18 protein-coding genes are annotated in these 21,294 nt (G+C 52.8%); 17 read left to right on the top strand and 1 reads right to left on the bottom strand.

Translation table 11 applies throughout. The annotated features are described in order from the left end of the window. Window positions 1-185: 185 nt before the first annotated feature. The 14 genes from clpP to hemB all read left to right on the top strand — a co-directional run bounded on the left by clpP (window position 186) and on the right by hemB (window position 16,548). Window positions 186-767, top strand: coding sequence for an ATP-dependent Clp endopeptidase proteolytic subunit ClpP (gene clpP / locus A8990_RS23145; protein WP_116191425.1), 582 nt, complete (start codon window positions 186-188; stop codon window positions 765-767). A 34-nt stretch (window positions 768-801) separates the two neighbouring features. Continuing rightward, window positions 802-2,058, top strand: coding sequence for an ATP-dependent protease ATP-binding subunit ClpX (gene clpX, locus A8990_RS23140; protein WP_116191424.1), 1,257 nt, complete (start codon window positions 802-804; stop codon window positions 2,056-2,058). Window positions 2,059-2,265: 207 nt separating this feature from the next. After that, a complete protein-coding gene (gene ispG, locus A8990_RS23135; protein ID WP_116191423.1) occupies window positions 2,266-3,387 on the top strand; it encodes a flavodoxin-dependent (E)-4-hydroxy-3-methylbut-2-enyl-diphosphate synthase in 1,122 nt (373 codons plus the stop codon). Window positions 3,388-3,534: 147 nt separating this feature from the next. Continuing rightward, window positions 3,535-5,244: an ATP-dependent protease LonB gene (lonB, locus tag A8990_RS23130; RefSeq protein WP_116191422.1), complete on the top strand. Its 1,710-nt coding sequence runs from the start codon at window positions 3,535-3,537 to the stop codon at window positions 5,242-5,244. An 87-nt stretch (window positions 5,245-5,331) separates the two neighbouring features. Then, complete coding sequence (lon, locus tag A8990_RS23125) at window positions 5,332-7,725, top strand: endopeptidase La (protein WP_116191421.1); 2,394 nt, start codon at window positions 5,332-5,334, stop codon at window positions 7,723-7,725. Window positions 7,726-7,763: 38 nt separating this feature from the next. After that, window positions 7,764-8,423 carry a ribosome biogenesis GTP-binding protein YihA/YsxC gene (yihA, locus tag A8990_RS23120; protein ID WP_116191420.1) on the top strand — a complete coding sequence of 220 codons (660 nt, stop codon included), beginning with the start codon at window positions 7,764-7,766 and terminating at the stop codon, window positions 8,421-8,423. A gap of 166 nt (window positions 8,424-8,589) precedes the next feature. Further along, window positions 8,590-9,180 (top strand): non-ribosomal peptide synthetase module, encoded by a 591-nt coding sequence (locus A8990_RS23115; protein ID WP_116191419.1) that lies wholly within the window; start codon window positions 8,590-8,592, stop codon window positions 9,178-9,180. Between the two features lie 333 nt (window positions 9,181-9,513). Next, on the top strand, window positions 9,514-9,912 hold the full coding sequence (speD, locus tag A8990_RS23110; protein WP_116191418.1) for an adenosylmethionine decarboxylase: 399 nt from the start codon (window positions 9,514-9,516) through the stop codon (window positions 9,910-9,912). A gap of 169 nt (window positions 9,913-10,081) precedes the next feature. Further along, complete coding sequence (hemA, locus tag A8990_RS23105; RefSeq protein ID WP_116191417.1) at window positions 10,082-11,470, top strand: glutamyl-tRNA reductase; 1,389 nt, start codon at window positions 10,082-10,084, stop codon at window positions 11,468-11,470. Between the two features lie 26 nt (window positions 11,471-11,496). After that, the gene (locus tag A8990_RS23100; protein ID WP_116191416.1) at window positions 11,497-12,315 is read left to right on the top strand and encodes a cytochrome C assembly family protein; all 819 of its coding nucleotides are present in this window, start codon (window positions 11,497-11,499) and stop codon (window positions 12,313-12,315) included. A gap of 49 nt (window positions 12,316-12,364) precedes the next feature. Then, window positions 12,365-13,015 carry a precorrin-2 dehydrogenase/sirohydrochlorin ferrochelatase family protein gene (locus A8990_RS23095; protein ID WP_181909739.1) on the top strand — a complete coding sequence of 217 codons (651 nt, stop codon included), beginning with the start codon at window positions 12,365-12,367 and terminating at the stop codon, window positions 13,013-13,015. Between the two features lies 1 nt (window position 13,016). Further along, complete coding sequence (gene hemC / locus A8990_RS23090; RefSeq protein WP_116191414.1) at window positions 13,017-13,982, top strand: hydroxymethylbilane synthase; 966 nt, start codon at window positions 13,017-13,019, stop codon at window positions 13,980-13,982. A gap of 6 nt (window positions 13,983-13,988) precedes the next feature. Further along, window positions 13,989-15,551, top strand: a complete 1,563-nt coding sequence (cobA, locus tag A8990_RS23085; RefSeq protein WP_245996163.1) for a uroporphyrinogen-III C-methyltransferase — start codon at window positions 13,989-13,991, stop codon at window positions 15,549-15,551. A gap of 1 nt (window position 15,552) precedes the next feature. Further along, entirely contained in the window at window positions 15,553-16,548 is a 996-nt protein-coding gene (gene hemB, locus A8990_RS23080; protein ID WP_116191413.1) for a porphobilinogen synthase, read from the top strand. Window positions 16,549-16,595: 47 nt separating this feature from the next. Here the strand turns inward: hemB and A8990_RS23075 are convergent, their stop codons facing one another. Further along, on the bottom strand, window positions 16,596-17,258 hold the full coding sequence (locus A8990_RS23075) for a Crp/Fnr family transcriptional regulator (RefSeq protein WP_181909738.1): 663 nt from the start codon (window positions 17,256-17,258) through the stop codon (window positions 16,596-16,598). Between the two features lie 114 nt (window positions 17,259-17,372). Here A8990_RS23075 and hemL point away from each other — a divergent pair, with 114 nt between their 5' ends. The 3 genes from hemL to A8990_RS23060 all read left to right on the top strand — a co-directional run bounded on the left by hemL (window position 17,373) and on the right by A8990_RS23060 (window position 21,061). Further along, window positions 17,373-18,674, top strand: coding sequence for a glutamate-1-semialdehyde 2,1-aminomutase (hemL, locus tag A8990_RS23070; protein WP_116191411.1), 1,302 nt, complete (start codon window positions 17,373-17,375; stop codon window positions 18,672-18,674). 16 nt (window positions 18,675-18,690) lie between these two features. Then, window positions 18,691-19,695: an RluA family pseudouridine synthase gene (locus A8990_RS23065; RefSeq protein ID WP_116191410.1), complete on the top strand. Its 1,005-nt coding sequence runs from the start codon at window positions 18,691-18,693 to the stop codon at window positions 19,693-19,695. A gap of 97 nt (window positions 19,696-19,792) precedes the next feature. Next, window positions 19,793-21,061 (top strand): LysM peptidoglycan-binding domain-containing protein, encoded by a 1,269-nt coding sequence (locus tag A8990_RS23060; RefSeq protein WP_116191409.1) that lies wholly within the window; start codon window positions 19,793-19,795, stop codon window positions 21,059-21,061. Window positions 21,062-21,294 lie beyond the last annotated feature (233 nt).

Raw genomic sequence — 21,294 nt, 5'->3', positions numbered from 1 at the left:
TAAGGCACGTACATACGTGCCTTATTTTATCCTCTCGCAGCTTTTTGGCATGCGGCAGGAGCCAGCAACGTACATATGTAGTTACACGCACCCCATAAGGGTGGTACTTAGAAAAATGACATTGCATCCGGAACATGTTAAAATGGATGAGGTAAGACAATTGAAAACGAAAGAAGGTTGGTCGCATGAATCTGGTGCCTATGGTCGTTGAACAAACGAATCGGGGAGAACGTTCTTACGATATTTACTCCCGCTTATTGAAGGATCGGATTATTTTTCTAGGAAGTGCGATCGACGACGATGTAGCCAATGCCGTCATCGCGCAGCTGCTGTTCCTTGCAGCCGATGATCCGGAGAAGGACATTCATCTGTACATTAACTCGCCAGGCGGTTCCGTCACCGCAGGGATGGGTATTTTTGATACGATGCAGTTTATTAAGCCGGATGTATCGACGATTTGCGTCGGTCTAGCTGCAAGCATGGGCTCTCTGCTGCTTACGGCAGGAGCAAAAGGTAAGCGCTTCGCGCTTCCAAACGCTGAAGTTATGATTCACCAGCCGCTTGGCGGCGTACGCGGCCAAGCGTCGGACATCAAGATCCATGCAGATTGGATTTTGAAGACGAAGCAGAAGCTGAATCAAATTTATGTGGATCGCACGGGCCAGACTTATGAGCGTATCGATCGCGACACGGATCGCGACAACTTCATGAGCGCGGAAGAGGCGTTGAACTACGGCTTGATCGATAAAGTCGTAACGTCTCTGTAATTTACGGCGAACCAACAAGAAGGGGTGAAAACTCATGTTTAAATTCAACGATGAAAAAGGCCAGCTGAAATGTTCGTTCTGCGGCAAATCGCAGGATCAAGTGCGTAAGCTTGTCGCCGGACCCGGCGTCTATATATGTGATGAATGTATCGAGCTATGTACGGAAATCGTTGAGGAGGAGCTCGGTCACGAAGAAGAGCTTGACCTGAAGGACATTCCGAAGCCGCGCGATATTCGTGCGATTCTCGATCAATACGTTATCGGCCAAGAGCAAGCGAAGAAGTCGTTGTCTGTGGCGGTTTATAACCACTACAAGCGCGTCAACTCGCAGAGTAAGCTTGAGGACGTTGAACTGCAGAAGTCGAACATCCTGCTCGTAGGTCCTACGGGTTCAGGTAAGACGCTTCTTGCACAAACCATGGCGAAGATTTTGAACGTACCCTTCGCGATTGCAGATGCAACTTCACTTACGGAAGCCGGCTATGTCGGTGAAGACGTTGAGAATATTTTGCTGAAGCTAATCCAAGCGGCAGATTACGATGTAGAGAAAGCTGAACGCGGCATTATCTACATCGATGAGATCGATAAAGTAGCGCGCAAATCCGAGAACCCGTCCATTACACGTGACGTATCCGGTGAAGGCGTGCAGCAAGCGCTTCTGAAGATTCTTGAAGGCACGGTTGCTTCCGTTCCACCGCAAGGCGGACGTAAACACCCGCATCAAGAATTTATCCAGATTGACACGACGAACATTCTGTTCATCTGCGGCGGCGCATTTGACGGACTGGAGCAGCTCATTAAGCGCCGAATCGGTAAGAAAGTGATCGGCTTTAATGCAGGCGGAGAAGGTCAGAAGGATCTGAAAGCGGGCGAGTACTTGTCGATGGTACTGCCGGAAGACTTGCTCAAATTCGGTTTGATTCCTGAATTTGTAGGCCGTCTGCCGGTTATCTCGACGCTTGAGCCGCTTGATGAGGGCGCACTTGTACGTATCCTCTCCGAGCCGAAGAATGCGCTCGTGAAGCAGTATCAGAAGCTGCTTGAGATGGATAACGTGAAGCTCGAATTCGAGGCCGGCGCGCTTGATGCCATCGCCAAAGAAGCGATTAAGCGCAATACTGGCGCCCGCGGCTTGCGTGCAATCATCGAAGGACTCATGCTCGACGTGATGTATGAAGTGCCTTCGCGTGACGATGTAAGCAGCTGCACCATTACAGAGAAGGTCGTTCAAGACCGGATCATGCCGGAGCTTGTTTCCAAGAAAGGCAAGAAGAAGGAAGAAAGCGCCTGATCCAATAAATAACACCTCAAATGTTTCCACCTCTGTAGTCGCCTGCCAGTTTAAGGGCGGCTGCAGAGGTGGACTTTGACGTTTAAATATAAGAAAGTATAAGTTTCACCTTATTACTTACGCTTATATTTCACCGTGAAACGTTAGCTTTGCCTCCGAAGGTCGGACGGCGGCTGCCGTTTACACTTGATGGGGAGAGGTTACCTGATGTATTTGCGTAAAGATACGGTGCCGGTCAAAGTCGGTCCGCTTACGATTGGCGGCAGCGATGAAGTCATCATTCAAAGTATGTGTACGACCAAGACGGCGGACGTTGAAGCGACGGTCGCTGAGATTCTGCGCTTGGAAGAGGCGGGCTGCCAAATTGTCCGGGTAACGGTCAATAACAAGGAAGCTGCCGAAGCAATCAAGGAAATTAAAAAACGCATTCATATTCCGCTCGTTGCGGATATTCATTTTGATTACCGTCTGGCGCTTGCAGCAATTGAGAACGGCGTTGATAAAGTTCGAATCAATCCAGGCAATATCGGCCGCAGAGAGAAAGTTGAAGCGGTCGTTAAAGCGTGTAAAGAGAAGAACATTCCGATCCGAATCGGCGTAAATGCCGGCTCGCTGGAGAACCATCTGCTTGAGAAGTACGGCTATCCTACGCCGGAAGCGATGGTGGAGAGCGCCTTGTTCCACATTGGCATTCTTGAAGAGTTGGATTTCCACGACATTATCGTATCGCTGAAGGCATCCGACGTGCCGATGGCAATTGCAGCGTATCGGATGGCGGCAGAAGTGATTAAATACCCGCTGCACCTCGGTATTACGGAAGCGGGAACGCTGCATACGGGTACGATCAAGAGCTCCGCTGGTATCGGCGCATTGCTGTCAATGGGAATCGGCAACACGGTTCGGATTAGCTTGAGTGCGGACCCTGTTGAAGAAGTGAAGGTCGCGCGTGAGCTGCTGAAAACGTTTGGACTGATTACAAACGCAGCGACGCTCGTATCTTGCCCGACATGCGGACGTCTTGATATTGATCTGTTCTCGATCGCTAACGAGGTTGAAGACTATATCAGCAAAATCAAAGTGCCGATCAAAGTATCCGTGCTTGGCTGTGCCGTTAACGGCCCAGGCGAAGCGCGTGAAGCGGATATCGGTATTGCGGGAGCTCGCGGCGAAGGCATGTTGTTCCGTTACGGAGAGATGATTCGTAAAGTGCCTGAAGCAGAGCTGCTCTCCGAGCTGAAGAAGGAAATTGACGAGATCGTCCGCGTGTTTGAAGCAACGGGAGAAATTCCGGGACGCAAACAGCATCTGCCGCATGTGCCATCGGCATAAGCAGCAAACTTTACGTGAATAGAGCGATTATTCCATCCGGCGGGGGGCAATACTGAACAGTATGAGCCCCTTACAGCCGGATTTTTTTCGTAAAGGGGAAGCGGCGGCGTAAAAGCCGTTTCTTTCTTTTAGAGAGGAGTAATCGTTATGAGTAACTTAAGTTTGATTTTGATGTTTATTCAAGTGTTTTTTGCTATTGTCATCGGCCTGTATTTCTGGAACCTGCTTCGCAATCAGAAGACGAACCGGACGGCCGTAGACCGTGAGTCGCGCAAGGAGATGGATAAGCTGCGCAAGCTGCGTTCTGTCTCGCTTACCAAGCCATTGTCGGAGAAGACGCGGCCGCAGACGATTAACGACATTGTCGGGCAGCGGGATGGACTGCGCGCGCTGAAGGCGGCGATGTGCAGTGCGAATCCGCAGCATGTCATTATTTATGGACCGCCGGGTGTTGGTAAGACTGCAGCTGCGCGCGTTGTGCTGGAGGAAGCGAAGAAGAATCCAGCATCACCTTTTCAGCAGGATGCGAAGTTTACGGAGATCGATGCGACAACCGCTCGTTTCGACGAACGCGGTATTGCAGATCCGCTCATCGGATCGGTGCATGATCCGATCTATCAAGGAGCCGGCGCGATGGGCGTTGCGGGCATTCCGCAGCCGAAGCCGGGCGCAGTAACGAAGGCGCATGGCGGCATGCTGTTTATTGATGAAATTGGTGAATTGCATCCGATTCAAATGAATAAGTTGTTAAAAGTACTTGAAGACCGCAAGGTGTACCTCGAGAGCGCCTATTACAATTCCGAGGACAACAGCATTCCGATGTATATTCACGATATTTTTCAAAATGGCTTGCCGGCTGATTTCCGCCTCGTTGGTGCAACGACGCGTTCGCCGCAAGAGCTCCCGCCTGCGCTGCGGTCCAGATGTATGGAAATTTATTTCCGTCCGCTGCTGCCGGATGAAATATCGCAAATTGCCGAGAATGCGCTGAAGAAGATTGGCATGCCTCCATCCCAAGAGGCCATTGACGTGATCACTCGCTATGCGACGAACGGGCGCGAAGCCGTCAATATTATTCAGCTGGCTGCAGGACTTGCGCTGTCCGAGAAGCGTGAGACAATCAACGCGGCCGATATCGAGTGGGTCGTGAACAGCAGTCAGATTCCGCCGCGCCCGGACCGCAAAGTGCCAACGGCACCGCAGATCGGTTTCGTGAACGGACTGGCTGTGTACGGACCGAATATGGGTACGCTGCTTGAGATCGAAGTAAGCGCGATTGGAGCAAGAGCAGGCAAAGGGGTATACACGATTACCGGCGTCGTGGATGAAGAAGAGCTTGGCGGGGGCAGCAGCCGCACGCTTCGCCGCAAAAGCATGGCGAAGGGCTCGATTGAGAACGTGCTGACCGTGCTGCGCCGTATGGGGATGAAGCCGGAAAACTACGATTTACATATTAATTTTCCGGGCGGCACGCCGATTGACGGACCATCTGCAGGTATTGCGATGGCAACTGCAATCGCCTCGGCCATCAGAGGAGTGCCGATTAGCAATAAGCTCGCCATGACAGGCGAGATGAGCATTCATGGCAATGTGAAGCCGGTAGGCGGCGTGCTTGCCAAGGTTGAAGCGGCGTTCCAGGCTGGTGCGGATACGGTCATCATTCCGCGCGAGAACTGGCAGGCGATTTTTGCCGAGCTGCAAGGGGTGCAAGTGATCCCGGTCGACCATGTCGAAGAGGTGTTCAAGCATGTGTTTGGGGCGGAAGAGTCGGCTGTTCCGGCTGCCGCGCCATCGCCGGCTGCTGATGTTTTTATCGCAACAGGCCTCCCTTATTTGCAGGCGGATTCCGCTCAGTGATAAAATGGATAAAAGCTCATATAAAAAGGCCGATACCCATCGGCCTTTGAAAGTTCGATGAGAAGCTTCATAGACGGAGGTGCTGGAATGGGACCTGCTAAATGGAAAGGTCGTCGTCTGCCCCTGCTGCCGCTACGGGGGCTGCTTGTATACCCCAGCATGGTACTTCATCTGGATGTAGGCAGGGAGAAATCAGTACGCGCGCTCGATCGCGCAATGCTGGACGATCATATGATTTTGCTATGTTCGCAGTCAGAAGTGAATATTGAAGAGCCGACCCAAGAAGATATTTTCCGAGTGGGCACGGTAGCGCGGGTACGACAGATGCTCAAGCTGCCAAACGGTACGATTCGTGTGCTCGTGGAAGGCGTCGTTCGTGCCGAGATTGTGGATTACGTGCCGAATGATGAATTTTACGAAGTGTCGATCAAGGAGCTGCCGGAGTCGGAATCGACCGATCCGGAGATCGATGCGCTCATGCGGACAGTGCTCAATCAGTTCGAGCATTATATCAACTTGTCCAAGAAGGTGACGCCGGAGACGCTTGCGGCGGTATCGGACATCGATGAGCCAGGCCGCTTGGCCGATGTGATCTCCAGTCATTTGTCGCTGAAGATCAAGGATAAGCAGGATATCCTCGAGACGATTGATGTGCGCGAGCGGCTAGAACGTCTGCTCGACATTCTGAACAATGAGCGCGAGGTGCTTGAGCTCGAACGTAAGATCAGCCAGCGCGTCAAGAAGCAGATGGAGAAGACGCAGAAGGAATATTATTTGCGCGAGCAGATGAAGGCGATCCAGAAGGAGCTCGGCGAGAAGGAAGGCCGTGCCGGCGAAGCGGAAGAGCTTCGTACGCAAATGGCCGAATCCGGCATTCCGGATAAAGTGAAAGAGAAGGTCGAGAAAGAAATCGACCGGCTCGAGAAGATGCCATCGACGTCCGCAGAGGGCGGTGTCATCCGCAATTATATTGATTGGCTACTCTCCTTGCCTTGGAACAAGAAGACCGAGGACGACCTCGATGTGAACCATGCGGAAACGATTCTGAATGAGGATCATTACGGTCTGGAAAAACCGAAAGAGCGCGTACTGGAATACTTGGCGGTTCAGCAGCTCGTGAAGAAGATGAAAGGCCCGATTCTGTGTCTCGTCGGCCCTCCGGGTGTCGGTAAAACATCGATTGCCCGTTCCATTGCCAAGTCGCTTAATCGCGAGTTCGTCCGAATTTCGCTCGGCGGCGTTCGGGATGAAGCCGAGATTCGCGGTCACCGCCGGACCTATGTCGGCGCAATGCCCGGCCGTATCATTCAAGGCATGAAGACAGCGGGCTCGCTCAATCCGGTGTTCCTGCTGGATGAGATCGATAAGATGGCGCAGGACTTCCGGGGCGACCCGGCTTCGGCGCTGCTCGAAGTGCTCGATCCAGAGCAGAACAGCACATTCAGCGACCACTTCATCGAAGTGCCGTTCGATCTATCCAATGTCATGTTCGTAACGACAGCGAACGTCATTCACAACATTCCAAGACCGCTGCTCGACCGGATGGAAGTGCTGTACATTCCGGGCTACACGGAGCTTGAGAAGCTGCAAATTGCGAATCGTTACTTGCTGCCGAAGCAAAAGCGCGAGCATGGTCTGTCCGATGAGCAGGTGAACATTAGCGAGGACAGCCTGCTGCAAGTTATCCGCGAGTATACACGGGAGTCTGGTGTACGGAACTTGGAGCAGCAGATCGCGGCGCTTTGCCGGAAGGCTGCAAAGGCGATCGTAACGGATACAGATACAAGTTCGATTGACGTCGATTCTGCCCGAGTGAAGGAATGGCTCGGACCATCGAAGTTCCGCTATGGCATGGCGGAGGCGGAAGATCAGATCGGGGCGGTTACCGGTTTGGCATGGACTGAAGTCGGCGGCGATACGCTTGTCATCGAGGTGACGGTGCTGCCAGGCAGCGGCAAGCTGACGTTAACCGGTAAGCTCGGCGATGTTATGAAGGAATCGGCACAAGCGGCGTTCAGCTATACGCGCTCACGTGCGGAAGAGCTCGGCATCGACCCGAAATTCCATGAGAAGTACGATATTCATATTCACATTCCGGAAGGCGCGATTCCGAAGGACGGTCCTTCTGCAGGCATTACGATGGCGACAGCCCTCATCTCTGCACTGACCAATCGGTATGTGAATAAGGAAGTGGCGATGACTGGCGAGATTACGCTTCGCGGCCGCGTGCTTCCAATTGGCGGGCTGAAGGAGAAATCGCTAGCCGCGCACCGCGCCGGCATCCGGAAAGTGCTAATGCCGAAGGAGAATGAGCGTGACCTGCGCGACATCCCGGACAGCGTGAAGAACGATCTGGAATTTGTCCCTGTCAGCTCGATGGACGAAGTGCTTAAGCACGCGCTTCATGAAGCGAAGGCAGAGACGCCTGTGCATCAGGCGCATCATGTGGAAACGGAAGCTGGATCTGTCCTTCATCAGTGAGAGCAACCGTTTCGTTTGAAGAAAGCAGGTTACCCTAAGTGAAAATTACTAACGTTGAATTCGTCATCAGTGCCGTAAGGCCTGATCAATACCCTGTGGATGCCTTGCCGGAGTTCGCTCTGGCAGGGCGTTCCAATGTCGGCAAATCATCGCTCATTAACCGGATGATTAACCGCAAAGGCCTCGCGCGAACAAGCGCGCAGCCAGGCAAAACCCAACAGCTTAACTATTACCGTGTGAACGACCAGGTCTATCTCGTCGATTTTCCCGGTTATGGTTATGCCAAAGTATCGAAAGTGCAGCGCCAACAGTTCGGTCAAATGATCGAGACGTTCTTGAACGACCGCGAACCGCTTCGCATGGTGCTGCTCATCATTGATATCCGTCACGAGCCGTCCAAGGACGACATTCTCATGTACGACTGGCTGAAGCATTATGAAATTCCCGTCTGCGTCGTAACGACGAAGGCGGATAAGATCCCTAGAAGCAAGTGGGATAAGCATGTGAAGATGATTAAGACATCGCTCGGTTTCCATCCGGCAGACCGCCATGTACTCTTCTCCTCAGAGACTGGACTTGGCCGCGACGAGCTGTGGGCCTTAATAAACACGACAATCGAGGAAGCGAAGGCAGAAGCCGCAGAAGCGCATGAAGCCGAAGAAGCAGAAGAAACCGCAGAAGTTTCACTCGAAAAGTGAGGATAACGCATAAAATCGTGGACTCTTCGTAAAATCTCCTTGATTATTCAGAAATATGCGAGAATATCGCGGCTGGCGCGCAGGAATAAAGCAAATCGATCAGGTATAATATAGGTAAGCAAGAAGATTTACAAATGCGTTACTTTAAAGAATTGAGGAGATTTTTATGGCTCAGCGGATAGCCACAGAGTATGTCAAAGCTTCTCTGCAATTAACGGCTGAAGAGATGGCGGGATTTGTCCGGTTTTTTGAAGACCAGCACATTAAACAACAAGTGAGGGTGCTGGATAACGGCAATCACGAGGTGGTTCTCGAGGACGACGCAGGACAAGAAGAAGTCCGCCTTACTTTCGAGCGTGACCAAGATCGGTTCGAATGCGAGCTATCCTGCCGCATTATGCATCCGAAGCTTACGAACGCAATGCGCAAAGCGGTATCCGTATTCCGCGGCGATGCAATCGTTAACCGTATTTATCCGAACTACACGATGACCTATCATTATACTGAAGGTACTGTTCGCAAAATTGTCGAAATTCGCGGTGGTGAATCAAGAGTCGTCTTTGAATTCAAAGACACGGTTGGCCAGCTCGAAGCAGCGTTTCGTATTATGGATGTGGAGAAGGAGATCGAAGTCGCGCGCGGCGCGATCAACCAGCTGCTCGATTTGCGGAATCAATGCAAAGATAAAGAACAAATCGCTATTATCGATGAACGCCTAGCTCTATATTCGCGCAATTTGTTTAAGCTCGAAGCTTAAAAAACAATTCATAATTGAACCTCTGAAAGCCGCAGAAATGCGGCTTTTTTTATTGCGCTTGGACGAGTAAGGGCGCACACAAAAAGTCCAGTTCGAACATACGTTGAAAAGTGGAATTTGCGCAGCATGGTCCAAAAAAATATTCCAAAAAAAACTGTTGCATTTCTGGGTGATAGATGTTATTTTTATTTTCGTTGCAAAGACAATTAGGAACCAGGATTCACTCAGGACATGGTAATGTTGCGAGCGGAAAGTCCCTCGGGCAGTGAATGACGTAGGTCCTAGCGGATGAAATTACAAAACATTTTATTCCTAGGAAGGGGGAACCGAAAGATGGAATACTCAACTTTCGGAAGACACGTTGCTGTTGACACTTGGGGTGTAGATTTTGACCTGCTCAACAACGCGGAATTTTTACAAGCCCAAATGGTAGAAGCTGCTGAAGCGTGCGGTGCAACCGTACTTTCTGTGCAGGCAAAACAATTTGAACCACAAGGTGCAACTGTGCTCGTACTGCTGTCAGAAAGTCATCTTTCCATTCACACGTATCCTGAGAGAGGTTTCGCTGCTCTTGATTGTTATACATGTGGAGAAACAGTTGATCCGCAGCTTGCGATCGACTACATGATGTCTGTATTGAAACCAAAAGTAATGCACGCTAAGAAGCTTGTTCGCGGTATGGGTGAGCTGCAAGTCGTTGAAGCTGACATGAAGCAAGTAGAGCTTGTGTAGCATTTCTTTGATCGGATAGTAAAGAGACTGTGGAGAAATCCGCAGTCTTTTTTTATTCCCGCGCAACCATTAGGATTTTCAAATAATTTTCATAATTGCAGGGGTATAGCTCGCCTTACTGTGCTATACTAATTGATGAAAAATGATGTCGAAGGGCAGGTGAACGCGCATGCACATTATCGTTGTCGGATTGAATTACCGGACGGCTCCTGTTGAAGTACGGGAACGGTTTACATTCGCTGAGCGAGATTTGCCAGATGCTTTGAAGCAGCTGAAACAAACGAAGAGCATTATGGAATGTGTCATCGTAGGGACCTGTAACCGGACAGAGCTATACGCTGTTGTTGATCGCCCTACACTTTGCGGCCATTACATTCGCAGCTTTATGGAGAAATGGTTTAATACGCCGAGACAGCAGTTTACCTCGGATTTATATATGTATGAAGATGAGAAAGCGATCGATCATCTGTTCCGCGTTACTTGCGGCCTTGATTCCATGGTTATTGGCGAGACGCAAATTTTAGGTCAAGTGAAGGATGCTTTTGCGCTTGCGCAAGAACATAAAACAACAGGCACGTTGTTCAACTCGATCTTCAAGCAAGCTGTCACGCTTGCGAAGAAGGCGCACTCCGATACAGCAATCGGTGAAGCTGCCGTTTCGGTCAGCTATGCGGCAGTCGAGCTTGGCAAACGGATTTTCGGCCAATTCGGCGGGAAGACGATTATGATTGTAGGTGCCGGCAAAATGAGCGAGCTTACTGCGAAGCATCTGTATGCGAATGGCGCAAGCCGCGTCTTTGTCGTAAACCGCACGTATGACCGTGCCGTACAGCTTGCAGATAAATTTAACGGAACGCCGCTCTCGATGACAGATGCGATCTCGCGTCTGCATGAGACGGATATCGTCATCAGCTCGACGGGCTCCGACGGATATGTCATTATGCGTGAACAAGTGGCTGCTGCGATGCAGAAACGCAAATCGCGTCCGCTGTTCATGATCGATATTGCCGTTCCGCGTGACCTCGACCCGGCGATCGCGTCGGTCGAAAACGTGTTCCTGTATGATATCGACGATCTCGAAGGGATCGTAGAGAGCAATATGGAGCAGCGCCGTCAAGAGGCTGCGAAGATTGAAGTACTTATTCAAGCTGAGCTTGATGCTTATCGCACATGGTATAAGACGCTTGGCGTGGCACCGCTCATTCGTGCGCTGCAGACGAAAGCCGCTGATATCCATGCGGAGACGATGGACAGCTTGGCGAACAAGCTGCCTGATCTTGGCGAGCGGGAGCTCAAAATCATTCAGAAGCTAACCAAGAGCATCGTGAATCAGATGATGCATGATCCGATCCTTCGTATTAAAGAGATGGCCGGCGAGAAGAAGGCTGACGAAGCGATGGACATGTTCGTGAAATTATTCGCACTCGAAGATACGCTAGAACAAACCGAGAACAAAGCTAAGCAGCAGCAGGCTGCCGTGCAAAGCGAAATCAAAGCTGCTGCCAAAGATATGCTGCCTTCGCTTGGCACAGGAGCAATAGCGGCGATTACTAGATAAGTTGTTCTAAGTTTGCGGAGGCGCCTATGGTTACCCAAAACTGGTTTTATGATGGAATGCTGTATGTTTATGCCCTGAGCCTTCTGTTTTACTTCTCCGATTTCGTGGATCGAAATCGGCAAGCGAAACAATTGGGAACAGGGCTGCTTATTTTCGTCTGGGTGCTGCAAACGGGCTTCATTATTCATCGAATCATATCGCACCTGGACATGACCTTCTTGTCATTGTTTGAATATTTGCTCCTCTTCTCTTGGCTGCTTATCACGGTTTCTTTAGTGATGAGCCGTTTTTTTCGAATGGAGCTTATCGTTTTCTTCGTCAATGTTATCGGCTTCGCGGTCATAACGATCAATTTATTCGGCATCGGTTCCGGCGCTTCGCTCGAGAGATGGGAGCTGGCGCATGAGATGCTGGTCCTGCATGTCATTCTCATGATTCTAGCGTATACGGCGTTTACGCTAAGTGCTATTTTCTCAGGCATGTATATGTTCTTGTTCAGAAGGTTAAAAGGTAAACAGTGGACGAAGCAGATGCAACGGATGCCGAGTCTCGATGTAGCGGATCGGTTCATGTTCCGGGTAGCGCTCGTTGGTACGCCGCTGCTCATGCTATCGCTTGCGGTTGCGGTAGCATCGATTCTCGTTGAAAGCCGTTATAGCTTGTTGATTGACCCGAAGGTGCTGACGTCATTCGTCGCGCTTGCGATCTATATTTGGAATGTGCTCAGGCATCGGTGGTTTGACGGCGCTGGCTGGAAGTTTGCCAGACTCAATCTGATCAGCTACGGCGTTCTGCTGCTCAATGTGTTTATGAATCAAGCTTCGAATTTTCACAGCTGGTCGTAGAGGTAGCGAAAGGGGCGCATCGCCGTAAGCTATGAGAGATTATTATCCGATGATGGTGAAGCTTAAAGGCCGGCGCTGCGTCGTCGTTGGCGGCGGAGCAGTTGCCGTACGCAAGGTGCGCGGCCTGCTGGAAGGCGGGGCGGACGAAGTCGTCGTTATCGCACCTATTATAACTGAAGAGCTGAAAGTGCTCGCGAATGCTGAGTGTATCGGCCTTGTGCAGCGGGAATACAAGGAACAAGACCTGCACGGGGCTTTTCTTCTATTCGCAGCGACCGACTCGCGGGAAGTGAATGAGAGAATTGCAGTTTTTGGCGAACGTGAAGGTGTGCTTGTTAATGTTGCGGATGCCGGTGAGACGGGAGACTTCGTTACGCCCGCAACGGTTAGGCAAGGCGAGCTGCTGCTCACCGTGACGACAGGCGGCGCAAGTCCGGCGCTGACTGCACGATTGAGGCGGCGATTGGCGGAGCAATATGGGCCAGCCTATCAGGAGCTGGTCGAACGACTTAGGCTGCTTCGTGTGCATGTACAAGCCCATGTGAAAGATGAAGCAAGGCGAACGATTCTATTGCGGCAAGCTGCGGAGGAGCTAGTTGAAGCACAAGCCGAGGCTGAGACAGCGTATGGCTTGGACCGCAATGAACCAATAGATGAGTGGATGAACAGGCTGCAGCAGGCAGCCGAGAGGAGACAATAACATGCCATATATTGTGGATGGACGCCGCGTGATCGTTGTTGGAACACGCCAAAGCGCTTTGGCCTTGACGCAAACAGGCCAAGTCATTGATCAGCTGAAAGCGATTTGTGCGGAGCACGGGCTGCCGTATGATTTTGAAATTCGCAAAATTGTGACGAAAGGCGACCGCATTCTCGATGTGACGTTGTCCAAAGTCGGCGGGAAAGGGCTGTTCGTCAAAGAAATCGAGCAGGCGCTGTTCGACGGGGAGATTGATCTTGCCGTTCACAGCATGAAGGATATGCCTTACGAGCTGCCAGAGGGGCTTATGAACGGTGCGGTTCCGAAGCGCGTCGATCCGCGCGACTGCCTGATCTCGGCGAACGGCTTGTCGCTTGAAGAGCTGCCGCAGGGCGCGAAGGTCGGCACGAGCAGTCTGCGCCGCTCCAGCCAATTGAAATATGCGCGTCCTGACCTGCAGATCGAGTCGCTTCGCGGCAACATTGATTCCCGCATCAAGAAGCTGGAGACAGAGGGCTTCGATGCGATTGTGCTCGCGGCTGCAGGGCTGCACCGGATGAGCTGGGACGGCAAGATTTCGTCCTACCTCTCGGAAGAGCTATGCGTTCCGGCTGTTGGTCAGGGCGCACTCGGCATCGAGTGCCGCGAGGACGACGCACAGGTGCGCGAGCTGCTCGCGCTGCTGAACGATCCGCTTACGGCGCTTGCCGTGTCGGCGGAACGCAGTTTCCTTGGCGCGCTGAACGGCGGCTGCCAAATTCCGATCGGCGCGCACGCAACGATCGTGGGCGAAGCAGAAGATGGCTCCGCGCTGCTCGAATTGACAGGTATCGTCGGTTCGGCGGATGGCACTGTTCTTCTGAAAGAAACCTTGAAAGGCAATGACCCAGTAGCGCTTGGCATTGAAGCTGCAGCGCTGCTTAAAGCAAGAGGAGCGGACCGTATACTAGCTGAAGTTAGGGGATGAGCTATTGTGCTGCAGGGAAATGGCAAGGGGAAGGTCTATCTCGTAGGAGCGGGTCCAGGCGATCCAAAGCTCATCACGATTCGTGGAAAAGAATGCATAGCAGCTTGCGATGTTGTGGTCTATGACCGGCTCGCTAGCCCGCGATTATTGAAATATCTGAAGCCGGGTGCCGAGAAGATCTACGTCGGCAAGCTCCCTGATCGTCATACGATGAAACAAGAAGAGATTAACCAGCTGCTTGCGGATCTCGCTATGCAAGGCAAGGTTGTCACTCGTCTAAAAGGCGGCGATCCGACCGTATTCGGACGCGTCGGCGAAGAAGCGGAGCTGCTTCAGCAGAACAGCGTCGAGTACGAAATCGTGCCTGGCATTACCTCTGCGATCGCCGTTCCTGCTTATGCGGGCATCCCGGTTACGCATCGCGACTTGGCTTCATCTTTCTCCATCATTACCGGCCACGAAAGTCCGGATAAGCTCGATAATTCGATTCACTGGGACAAAGTGACGCTTGCGACCGGTACGCTCGTCTTCCTTATGGGCGTAGCGAAAATCGGGTACATCGCCGAGCAGTTGATCAAGCACGGCAAGCCTGCGGATACGCCGGTGGCGCTTGTCCGCTGGGGAACCCGCGTGGAGCAGCAGACGATCACAGGGACGCTTGCGACGATCGAAGCGATCGTGCAAGCGGCGGATTTCAAGCCGCCGGCGGTGATCGTCGTCGGCGATGTTGTGCGTCAACGCGAGAAGCTCATGTGGTACGAGCGTAAGCCGCTCTTTGGCACGCGCGTGCTAGTGACGCGCGCGCGCGCGCAAAGCAGCGACCTTGTCGAGCAGATTGAAGAGCTTGGCGGCGAGCCATGCGAATTCCCGGTTATCGAGACGAGGGAGCCTGCCGGGGCTGAGGCGGCAGCGGAGATTGCAGCCGCGCTGCAAGCGGCGGAGCAGTATGACTGGCTCATGTTCACGAGCGTCAACGGCGTCGATTATTTCTTCGGCTGGCTGAGCAAGCTGCGCATCGATATTCGCCAGTTCCACCGCGCGCGTATTGCCGCGGTCGGTCCGAAGACGGCAGAAGCGCTGGAGCAACGCGGATTGCTGGTCGATGTGCTGCCCGTGAAGTTCCAAGCGGATAACCTGCTGGATAGCTTGGAAGGGCAGTTGCTTGAAGGGCAGCGCGTGCTGCTGCCGCGGGGCGATCTTGCGCGCGAAGTGCTGCCGCGCGAGCTGAAGGCACGAGGGCTTACGCCTGTCGAGATCGACGTGTACGAGACGGTACTTGCGGAAGATCAAGACGAAGAGACACTCGAGCTGCTGCTGAAGCGCAAAGTGAACGTCATTACGTTCGCAAGCTCCTCGACAGTCACGAACTTGCTTGAAGTGCTGCGACGCATGGGCGTTGAACAGCCTATAGAGCTGCTGCAAGGCATAGATATTGCATGTATCGGCCCAGTAACGGCACAAACCGCTGCCGAGGCAGGACTTACGGTCACAATTCAGCCTGAAGAGGCTACCATAGATGGACTTATTGATGCAATTGCAACGCATCGCAAGGTGAAGGGAGCATACTAACATGGCATTTCCAATTACAAGAAACCGCAGATTGCGCGGCTCCGCTGGGCTTCGCAGCTTGGTGCGCGAAACTCAATTAACCGTGGATGACTTGATCTATCCGCTATTCGTTACAGTCGGAACAGGCATTAAAGAAGAAATCGCATCGATGCCAGGCGTGTATCATCTGTCGATGGACCTGCTCAAGCAAGAGATCGATAACGTTGTGGCAAGCGGCGTCAAAGCAATCCTGCTGTTCGGCGTTCCGGCAACGAAGGATGCAGTCGGCACGTCTGCTTACGATCATAACGGTATCGTGCAAGAGGCAACGCGCGCAATCAAAGAATGGGCGCCTGAACTGCTTATCGTTGCAGATACTTGCCTTTGCCAATTTACCGATCACGGTCACTGCGGCATGATTCACCACGACCCGCGCACAGGAAACGCGGTTGTGGATAATGATTCTTCGCTGGAGCTGCTCGTGAAGACAGCTGTATCGCAAGCAGAAGCGGGCGCAGATATTATCGCGCCTTCCAACATGATGGACGGCTTCGTTGGCGCGATCCGTGAAGGTCTGGACGCAGCTGGTTTCGAGTCGGTGCCGATCATGTCGTACTCGGTTAAATACGCTTCTGCTTTCTACGGGCCTTTCCGCGATGCGGCGCACTCCGCGCCACAGTTCGGAGATCGCAAGACGTACCAGATGGACCCAGCGAATGCGCGTGAAGCGCTGCGTGAAGCGGAATCGGATGTCATCGAGGGCGCGGACATGCTGATGGTGAAGCCTGCGCTTGCTTATCTCGACGTCGTACGGATGCTGAAGGAGACTTTTGACCTGCCGGTTGTTGCTTACAACGTTAGTGCGGAGTACTCTATGGTGAAAGCCGCTGCGGCTAACGGCTGGATCGATGAGCGTGCGGTTGTGCTGGAGACGTTGACGGGGATGAAGCGTGCAGGCGCGGATATCATTATTACGTACCATGCGCTTGATGTTGCTCGTTGGCTGCGCGGCGAATAGTCGGCCTTACGGACGGACAGGGACAGACAGTAAAAAGCCTGAACGGACTAGCCGTTCAGGCGGGCAAGGTCGAGCTTATATTCATTTAGTCCGAATGTGAGTATATGGCGATCTTCAAGATCACGAAGCACTTGAGATAATGCCTGCTTCGTAACGCCTGCCATCTGGGCAAGCTCGTCATAGTTCAGCGCGACTTTGATGGAGATGACGTTGCCGGAACGCGAGCCATGGCGGTTCGCGAGCAGAATGACGTTCTTGAGCACGCGGGTGCGGGCATCGACGAAAGTCAGGTCATAGACATGCTGATTCGTGTCGCGCAGTCTGCGGCACAGCTCTGCCATGATATGACGCGTAATCTCGAATTGATTGCGCAGCAGGTCGTGGAATGTATGGCCTGCGATCACGAGCAAGCTCGTCGATTCAAGCGTCTGAGCGGAGGCCGAGCGCGGTCTGCCATCAAGGAGCGACAATTCGCCGAAGCTTTCGCCAGCTTGGATGAGCGACAGCACTTTTTCCTCGCCTGATGTGCTGCGCGTATATATTTTCACGGAACCCTTGAGCAAAATATAGAAGGCGGATCCCGGATCATTTTCCTGAAACAGTACGATTCCGGGTGGGAATGTTTGTTTGTTCGCAATCGACAAAATGTGATGGAGCTGTTCGTTGCTCAGGCTTTCAAATAGCTGTACTTTCTTCAATAGTTCGATCAATGCAATCAGCCTCTCCATCTGAATTACCAGGCTTCTCCATACATATAGCGGCCTGTACGATCTCTACAGAAGTGTAACATAGGAATGTCACTATTTAACAGGCAGGTGTCACAAATGAATGTAAATAATCAGAAAAGGTCGGATGATCGTTCCAAAGCTGCGTTCGCCAAAGCGAAAACCGTTATTCCCGGCGGCGTTAACTCTCCGGTTCGCGCATTCAAATCTGTCGGTCTAACACCGGTATATATGGAGCGCGGCGAAGGCTACCGCGTCTACGACATCGATGGCAACAGCTATATCGACTATGTCGGTTCGTGGGGACCGCTCATTATGGGCCACGCGCATCCAGAGGTTATTGAAGCGATCAAGAAGACGGCGGAGAAAGGGACAAGCTTCGGCGCTCCGACTGAGCTCGAAACTTTGATGGCAGAACTCGTCTGCGAACGTGTGCCATCGGTTGAAGTCGTCCGCATGGTAAACTCCGGCACGGAAGCAACGATGAGTGCGCTGCGTCTTGCACGCGGCTACACGAAGCGCAGCAAGATCCTCAAGTTCGAAGGCTCATACCACGGTCATGCCGACAGCTTGCTCATCAAAGCAGGCTCGGGTGTAGCTACGCTCGGCTTGCCTGACAGCCCTGGCGTGCCTGAGAGCGTTGCATCGCACACGATTACCGTTCCTTATAACGATTTGAACTCTGTGAAGATGGCGTTCGAGCACTACGGCGAGCAGATCGCATGTATTATCGTCGAGCCGGTTGCAGGTAATATGGGCGTGGTTCCGCCGCTGCCAGGCTTCCTGCAAGGTCTGCGCGATATTACGACGCAATACGGCAGCTTGCTTATTTTCGACGAAGTCATGACAGGCTTCCGCGTTCACTACAACTGTGCGCAAGGCTTGTACGGCATTACTCCGGACCTCACTTGTATGGGTAAAGTAATCGGCGGCGGTTTGCCAGTTGGCGCGTACGGCGGCAAACGCGAGATTATGGAAATGATGGCGCCGAGCGGCCCGATCTATCAAGCAGGTACATTGTCCGGTAACCCGCTGGCGATGGCTGCCGGTTATACGACACTTAGCCTGCTTAAGCCGGAAACGTACGAGCAGCTTGAGCGGATGAGCGTTCGTTTGCAGCGCGGCTTCGAGGCGAATGCGGCGAAGCATGGCGTGCCGGCAACGATTAACCGTGTCGGCTCGATGGTGTGTCCATTCTTCACGGACAAGCATGTCATCAACTACGATACAGCGAAGACAGCGGATCTCGAGCGGTTCAAAGTGTATTTTGCATCGATGCTTGATCTTGGTGTCAGCGTTGCGCCATCCCAGTTCGAAGGCATGTTCGTCTCTGGCGTGCATGACGAAGCGGCAATCGATGCAACGATCGAGGCACATGACGAGGCGCTTCGCCGTCTTTAATAGGAGCTGATCAACCGTGGTTGACCGTCAAAACGCATTAAATTATGAACGAAGCGGGGAGTGGCTCAGCTTGTCAGCGAATGCGCTGGCGAGCCGGGCTGCCCTTGCCGGCGTTCAGCAGATAGAGGCCGGGAGTCATCCGCACCATGTGCGGCAATGGCTGCTGGCCCTTGGTTTGTTTCCGGAACGTTATATCAATCGTCTATTCTCGGTAGGCGGTATTCAGATGGATGGGAAAACAATCCGGCTTCGCACCTTCATCCCTGCAGATCCGGCGAAGGATGCGGTTTATCGGATGGCGATGCAGCAGCGTGAAGTAGCGGCAGGTTCTAAGCAATTGCCATCGTTGTCACAAGCGAATGTGCTCTATCAAGACGACTGGTGCCTCGTCATGGACAAGCCAGCAGGCATGCCGGTTCATCCGAATGCTCCTGGCCAGCGCGGAACACTTGATGAAGCAGCCGCTCTCGCTGGAATCGAGCGAGGTGAGCATCAGCTCGCGAAGCATATTCACCGATTGGACGATGATACGTCGGGTCCGGTGCTCTATGCGCGCAATGAGCTGGCGCAGCTTCGATTAGACGAGGCGATGCGCGAGAAGACGATCGGCAGGCAGTATGTTGCCCTCGTCCAAGGCGTGCTTCGCAAAGCCAAAGGGACGATAGATGCGCCGATCAGCAAAGATCGCCATCACAGCGCGCGCAGACGGGTAACGCCAGCCGGCTCTGGCGATCATGCCGTTACGCACTACGAAGTGATTGCCTCATACCGCCGTGCGACACTCGTTCGCCTATGGCTCGAGACAGGCAGAACGCATCAAATCCGTGTTCATATGAGCCATCTTGGCCACCCGCTCGTCGGCGATACGTTGTACGGAGGAAGCGACGCCAAACTTCGCCATCAAGCGCTGCGGGGCGAGCAGTTAACTTTCGTTCATCCGTGGAGCTTCGATACGATGACCGTGCATGCGGATGAACCGAGTTGGTTCCAAGAAGTGCGAGAACGCTACGCCTTGCTGTGAAAATCGTAGTCATGCCTACCTCCCCCTTGCCATATAGATAAATAGGGAAGAAAGCTGTAACCAAGCTTTGGTGAGAGGGGAAAGGAGGACGACAACCGTGCCCAATCAGTCAAACGGTTTACGATTTGACATTTATGAACGGGTTCACTTGCCTGATGAAGTAGCGGCGATCGACGAGCTGGAAGAAATCGAGCTTGTTCCTCGTATCGGAATTGTTCAGCAAGACGAGCAGGTGTTGTTGAAAGGTCATTTGCTCCTGACCGGGATCTACCGCGCTCAGGATGAGCCTTTAGCAGAACAATCGCTTGAACACTGGATTCCTGTAGAAATTACGCTTCCTATGAATCGCATCCACCGGCTGGATGACATCTCCGTGGAGATTGATAACTTCGACGTCGACTTGCTGTCGACACGAACGCTCAATATCACGGGTGTGCTGTCGCTGAAAGGTATCGAGCTCGGCCAGTCAAGCCCGCAGGAGGAATGGCAGCGGGAAGAGCCTTTTACGGTTGTACACAAAAGAGAACCGGTGGAGGTGCCGAATTACGAGACGTTATTCGAGCAGCAGACGGGTTATGCGCAGCCGCAGGCGGTCCGTAATGAAGGCTGGGAGACAGCGGGGAGCTCGCCTTCCTATGGCGATGCGCTCATCCGTGAAGAGGCGCAGCGCGATGCAGCGGCTCAAGCGGCGCAGGCGGCTTTCGAGCAGGAAGAGATCGCTCGCGCGGCTGCAATAGTGAGACAGCAGCAAGCGGATGCTGAAGCTCGTGAAGCGGAGTTGGCACTTCAAGCAGCTGAGCCGGAAGTGTCGGATGAAGCGATTGAAGCGGCTCTTTCCGCGCAGCAACCGGAGGAAAATTCGTTCATCGCCAATGCTGCGGAGGACTCTGTATCGATAGGACGACAGCCGTCTGCTTCGATTGCAGAAGAGCCAGCTGCGCAGCGGTTCGGCGATATTTCGGCATCAGAGATCGAACCGGCAGCACCTAAGCCGATGAAGGTTGCTCTCGCAAGCAAGCCGGCTGAGGAAGAAGCAGAGGCTGCACAGCCTAGCGTCAACTTCAGATCCTTGCTGCAATCAAGCCGCAGGGAGCAGGAAGCACGAGCGGCTGCGGAGGAATCAGCTGAGAAAGCGGCGAAGGAAGCGCGCAAAACGAGCGGCGATGATATCGAATGGAAGAACCTGTTCTTCGGCCGATCCGGCGAAGATCAGTCGTTCCGCAAAGTTCGTATCTGTATCGTGCAGCGCGAGGAGACGCTCGACGTTATCGCAGGGCGTTATCAGCTTCAACCCCGCGAGATTGCGCTCTATAACCGGCTTTCGGATCAGAGCGTCAGCGAAGGCCAAGTGCTTTACATTCCGTAATGCCAGCCCAACCATACTTAAAGAGCCTCCGAAAGACCACCAGCGGGTCTGCTCAGAGGCTTTTTTCCTTTTATCTCCAAATGTCAGAATGTGTAGGCGGCTGCGGGATTGACGTGGACAATTAAGAACGTGTATGATAGAAAAAATAGGGTTATACTCTTATTATAATGACGTTGATGGGGAAGAGCAGCAGGAATGCCTTCAGAGAGCGGGACCAATTAGCTGAGAGGTTC

Source organism: Paenibacillus taihuensis, assembly GCF_003386535.1.
Lineage (GTDB): Bacteria > Bacillota > Bacilli > Paenibacillales > Paenibacillaceae > Paenibacillus_Z > Paenibacillus_Z taihuensis.
This window is presented reverse-complemented; position numbering and strand designations above follow the sequence as displayed.